The sequence below is a fragment of the Micromonospora sp. NPDC000207 genome (assembly GCF_040300925.1).
Classification (GTDB): domain Bacteria; phylum Actinomycetota; class Actinomycetes; order Mycobacteriales; family Micromonosporaceae; genus Micromonospora.
Genome location: NZ_JBEPEQ010000201.1, coordinates 1 through 4,685 on the forward strand (window position 1 = coordinate 1; position 4,685 = coordinate 4,685).

General features: G+C 72.1%; 3 protein-coding genes and 1 pseudogene. 1 reads left to right on the top strand and 3 read right to left on the bottom strand.

Annotated features, from left to right (window positions below; translation table 11 throughout):
* Positions 1 to 263 (bottom strand): annotated as a pseudogene (locus tag ABT336_RS26805) (hypothetical protein); the annotation flags it as partial.
* A gap of 378 nt (positions 264 to 641) precedes the next feature.
* Positions 642 to 1,157 (bottom strand): MarR family winged helix-turn-helix transcriptional regulator, encoded by a 516-nt coding sequence (locus tag ABT336_RS26810; RefSeq protein WP_350900297.1) that lies wholly within the window; start codon positions 1,155 to 1,157, stop codon positions 642 to 644.
* A gap of 146 nt (positions 1,158 to 1,303) precedes the next feature.
* Here ABT336_RS26810 and ABT336_RS26815 point away from each other — a divergent pair, with 146 nt between their 5' ends.
* Positions 1,304 to 3,499, top strand: coding sequence for an MMPL family transporter (locus tag ABT336_RS26815; RefSeq protein ID WP_502891276.1), 2,196 nt, complete (start codon positions 1,304 to 1,306; stop codon positions 3,497 to 3,499).
* Between the two features lie 49 nt (positions 3,500 to 3,548).
* Here ABT336_RS26815 and ABT336_RS26820 read toward each other — a convergent pair.
* Positions 3,549 to 4,685 (bottom strand): DedA family protein (locus ABT336_RS26820; protein ID WP_350900295.1); only part of this gene is annotated, 1,137 nt, incomplete at its 5' end.

Here is a 4,685-nt window from a genome sequence, read left to right on the forward strand (position 1 = left end):
GAGCGCACCGAGAACCACCCCACGTCCAACGCCGACGCGTCCAGGGTCAGCCCGTTACGATCCCGCGGCGACTCCACCACCGAGTAGTCGTTGGTGACCACCCGATCCGCACCGCAGTGATAGCCACCCCGATGCGACGGGTCCCCGACGATCCCGACCTCCGCCGGCTCCAGATCGTCGTCGCGCACCACATTCGGATTCGTGTTCAGATGCTGCAGCAGCAGGCTACGCACAGCCAACAACTGCGCCGGTGCCTGAGTCATCCCATACCCCCCTCTGGCGACGACGCCGGCCGGACGGCGACCCTTGCGAACGCCGGACACCCCCACTGCGAACATCCGACCGAACCAGGGACATCGACGCCGGCGACACTCCGAAACTACTCATGGTCACCGCCAAGCGACGAAGCGATATGTCCGAATTCGTGGTGGACGCCCCCCGCGAGGACCGCTCACGTCGCCTCGGTCATCCATACTGACCAGGGAAGATCCGATTCCGTACGGGTAATCAGGAGGGGTCGGCCGACCGGCGACAGGGCGCGACCCGCCCCCTCTGATTCGGCCGGGATTCACTCACCGTAGCCACCAGCCCCCGTCGAACGGGCCCCGTCGACGGGGAGTCGGGTCGGGATCCCGGGCGATTCAGCCCGGTGTCCGCCGGGCCGAGTCCGACGGGGTGGCCCGGATGGCGTCGTGGTGCTCCCGCATCGAGCCGACCATCGCCGTCAGGAACCGGTGCACCACCTCCAGCTCGGCGTCGGTGAAGGCGTCCATCACCACGTCGGTGCGCTGCCCGAGGGGCCGGAAGAACTCCATCGCCAGGGCGGCTCCCCGGTCGGCGTACCGCAGGAGGATCTTGCGCCGGTCGACGGTGTCGCGGTCGCGGTGGACGTGACCGCCGCGCTCCAGGCGGTCGACCAATGCGGTCACCGACCCGGAGGAGAGGTTGAGGTGCTCGCCGAGCCGGCCGGGGGTGATCGGGTCGCCGGCCAGCTCGGCGTCCATCACCGCGATGAGGGCCTGCAGGTCGGTGGCGTTGAGCCCGTGCAGGTTGGCGAAGGCGTGCCCGATGTGCTGCGCGTCGACACTGTATCGGCGCAGGTCAGCCGCGATCTCGGCGACCAGGTGTCCTCGTCGGGTGTCCCGTGGGCGGTACATGCCCTTCGCTGCCACGTGCCGTCGCTCCCCTCTCGACCCCGAAGTTGCAGCATAACTCAGCTGGCGATAATCTCGCTTATCAAGATATTCGGAGACCGGGAGATCTCCCGGTCGTCCCTTCCCTACGACAGACCGTGAGGCATCGGATGTCTGTGTTCCGCCGCGTCGGTCGCGGCCAACTCGCCGCCTGGCTCACAGTGGCCGCGGCCCTCGTCTTCGGTGCCCTCGTCTTCGGGCTGCCCCAACCCGACAACCCCGCACCCGTGTCGTCGACAGGACTGTCCCAGCAGTGGCAGTCGACCCAGGTCGAACGGCTCCAGGAGCAACTACCCGCCAGCGAGGTCCAGCCCGCCATCGTCGTGGTCAGCCGCGAGGACCAGAGCGCCCTCACCGAGGCCGACCAGGCGGCAGTCACCGAAGGAACCTCCGCACTGGGCCGGTTCGCCGTCGGCGGACAGGTCAGCCCGGCACAGTTCTCCCCGGACGGCACCGTCGCCCTGGTCGCCGTACCGATGTCCACAGCCGGCAGCCAGGACGAGATCTCCACCGCCGTCAAGGACCTGCGGGCCGAACTGACCGGACTGCCCGACGCCCTCACCGTCGAGGTCACCGGACCCCCGGCGTTCACCACCGACCTCGCCAACGTCTTCGACGGCGCGGACACCACACTGCTCGCCTTCACCGCCGCAGTGGTCGCCGTGCTCCTGCTGGTCACCTACCGCAGCCCGTTCCTGTGGATCGTTCCGCTGGCCGTCGTCGCCGCCACCGAACAACTCACCCTGCGCGCCATCGACACCCTCGTCCCGGCCGTCGGCATCCACCTCGCCGGCGGCGCCGTCACCGGCATCGCCAGCGTCCTCGTCTTCGGTGCCACCACCAACTACGCGCTGCTGCTCATCGCCCGCTACCGGGAGGAACTCCGCCGCGAACCCGACCGGTTCGCCGCCATGCGCGCCGCCCGCCGCCGCACCGCCGAGCCGATCATCGCCAGCGGCACCACAGTCGTCCTCGGCGTCCTCACCCTCCTGCTCAGCGAACAGGAGACCAACCGGGCCCTCGCCGTGGCCTGCGCCGTCGGCGTCATCCTGGCGATGGCCGCCGCCCTGCTGGTCCTCCCCGCCGCCCTGGTCATCTTCGGGCGGGGCCTGTTCTGGCCGTTCGTACCCCGGGTCGGCAGCGCCGCCCGGGAGGGCAAGATCTGGGGCCGGCTCGGCGCGGCAGTCGTCCGCCGCCCGGTACCGGTGGCGCTGCTGGCCACCCTGCTGCTCGCCGCCCTGAGCCTCGGTGGACTCGGCATCCGCAGCGGACTCTCCGAGACCGAACAGTTCCGGGTCGAGCCGGAAGCCGTCGCCGGGGCACAGACCCTCGCCCGTTCCTTCCCGGCCGGCACCACCCAGCCCGTCTCCGTCCTCACCACCCCCGGCGCCGTCGGGTCCGTGACCGAGGCCGCCACCGCTGTCGACGGGGTGGCCTCCGCCCGCCCCGGCCCGTCCGCCGACGGGATCGCCCAGGTGGACGTGGTCCTGGAGAGCGAGCCCGGCACCGCCGCCTCCGACCGGGCCGTCGAGAGGCTACGCGACGCCGTCGCCGCCGTACCCGACTCCGCCCCGCCCGCCCTCGACGGCGTCGACCCGTTCGACGGTGCCCTCGTCGGCGGTTCCGTGGCCGCCGACCACGACTCCGACGAGGCCAACGCCCAGGACCTCAAGCTGATCCTGCCGATCATCCTGATCCTGGTCGCCACGGTGCTGGTGCTGCTCCTGCGCGGCCTGATCGCCCCGCTGCTGCTGGTCCTCACCGTCATCGCGTCCTTCTTCGCCAGCGTCGGCGCCGGGTGGCTCGTCTTCGACCACGTGCTCGACTTCCCCGCCCTGGACACCGGGGTCCTCCTGCTGGCCTTCGTCTTCCTGGTCGCACTCGGGGTGGACTACAACATCTTCCTCGTCACCCGGGCCCGGGAGGACGCCCGGACCCTCGGCACCCGGGAGGGGATGCTCTCCGCCCTCCGGGTCACCGGAGGAGTCATCACCAGCGCAGGCATCCTGCTCGCGGCGGTCTTCGCCCTGCTCGGTGTGCTGCCACTGCTCACCCTGACCCAGGTCGGGATCATCGTCTGCATCGGCGTCCTGCTCGACACCCTGCTGGTCCGCACGGTCCTGGTGCCGGCGCTGACCTTCCTGCTCGGCGACCGGTTCTGGTGGCCGGGACGGATCCGTCGCAGGGAGGTCGCCCCGGCCGACACCGCAGCCACCCCGGACTCCGGTGCCACCGACGACCCCACCCGGGGACCGGTCGCCACCGACACCGGCCCCACCCCCGAGTCGGTCACCCACCGGGACTGACCGGGTAGTGGGGTGGGCCGGGGCCGACCGGCCCCGGCCCCGGCCCACCTCACCGCACCCCCTCGACCCCGTCCGCTCCCGCGACCCGGCCATCCACTCCCGCGACCCGGCCCGGGGAGCACCCGTCCGGTCCACCGACGACGGCCCCGTCCCGCACTGTGGTGTCCGGCGGCACCCCCGGGACCACCCGGGCCCGGGTCGCCCACGCCACCATGAACACCGTCGGCCACGCCGCACCGAGCAGGATCGCCGTCACCATCCCGCTGACCGACCCCGACCCCAGGTACAGCCGGGCCACCCCGACCCCCACCACACCGACCACCGCCCCGGTCCACACCGCCACCGCCACCGGCCACCGGACCCCCCGCACCGCCAGCCAGGCCAGCGTGCACAGCCCGGCCGTGACCACCGCCTGCTCGGACGCGAACACCGGACCGTCCTGGTCCGGACCGGTCAGCCGGGCCACCACCGCCAACACCACAAGCGGTACGAACGCCCCGGCCGTACCGAGCACGCCGAGCAGATCACCCCGCCACGACCGGCTCCGCCACGTCGACACCGCGGCCACCACAGCCACCACCACGATCAGCACCGAACCCCGCACCACTGACACCACCGCCGAGGTGACCTCCACAGCGTGCGGGGTACGCCGATCGGCGAACCACCCGGCGATCGCCCCGTCCACCCCACCCAGCCCGCTGTAGCGGACCACCGTGTCGAACAGCCAGGTCACCACGAACCCGGCAGCGAACAGCAGGGCCAACCCGGCCACCAGGTTCACCACCACCGTCCAGGCCGGCCCCACCCGCATCGACACCAGGAAGAACAACACCCCGTACCGGTTGCGCAGCCACCGTACGGGTGGCAGCCCCGCCGCCCGGGCCAGCAGGGCACGGACCGGGTCCGGGTTACGGCCCAACCACCGGCCGACCAGCACGATCGCCACCAGGCACCCCAGCAGGACCAGCAGCGCCCCGGTCGCCTGACCCAACAACCGGGACACCGTCGCGTACGACTCCCCGGCCAGGTACCCGGCCAGCACCGAGGCGGTGACCCAGGTCGCCGCCCCGGCGACGTTCCACGGCAGGAACCGCCGGTACGGCATCCCGGCCGCCCCGGCCAGCCGGGGCGCGAGCGTACGGGCGAACGCCAACCACCGGGCCGCCATCACCCCCCGCCCGCCGAG

Excerpts from the sequence above, each read along its gene's own strand:
- ABT336_RS26810 (WP_350900297.1), bottom strand. The coding sequence starts at position 1,157 with ATGTACCGCCCACGGGACACCCGACGAGGACACCTGGTCGCCGAGATC.
- ABT336_RS26815 (WP_502891276.1), top strand. The coding sequence starts at position 1,304 with ATGTCTGTGTTCCGCCGCGTCGGTCGCGGCCAACTCGCCGCCTGGCTC.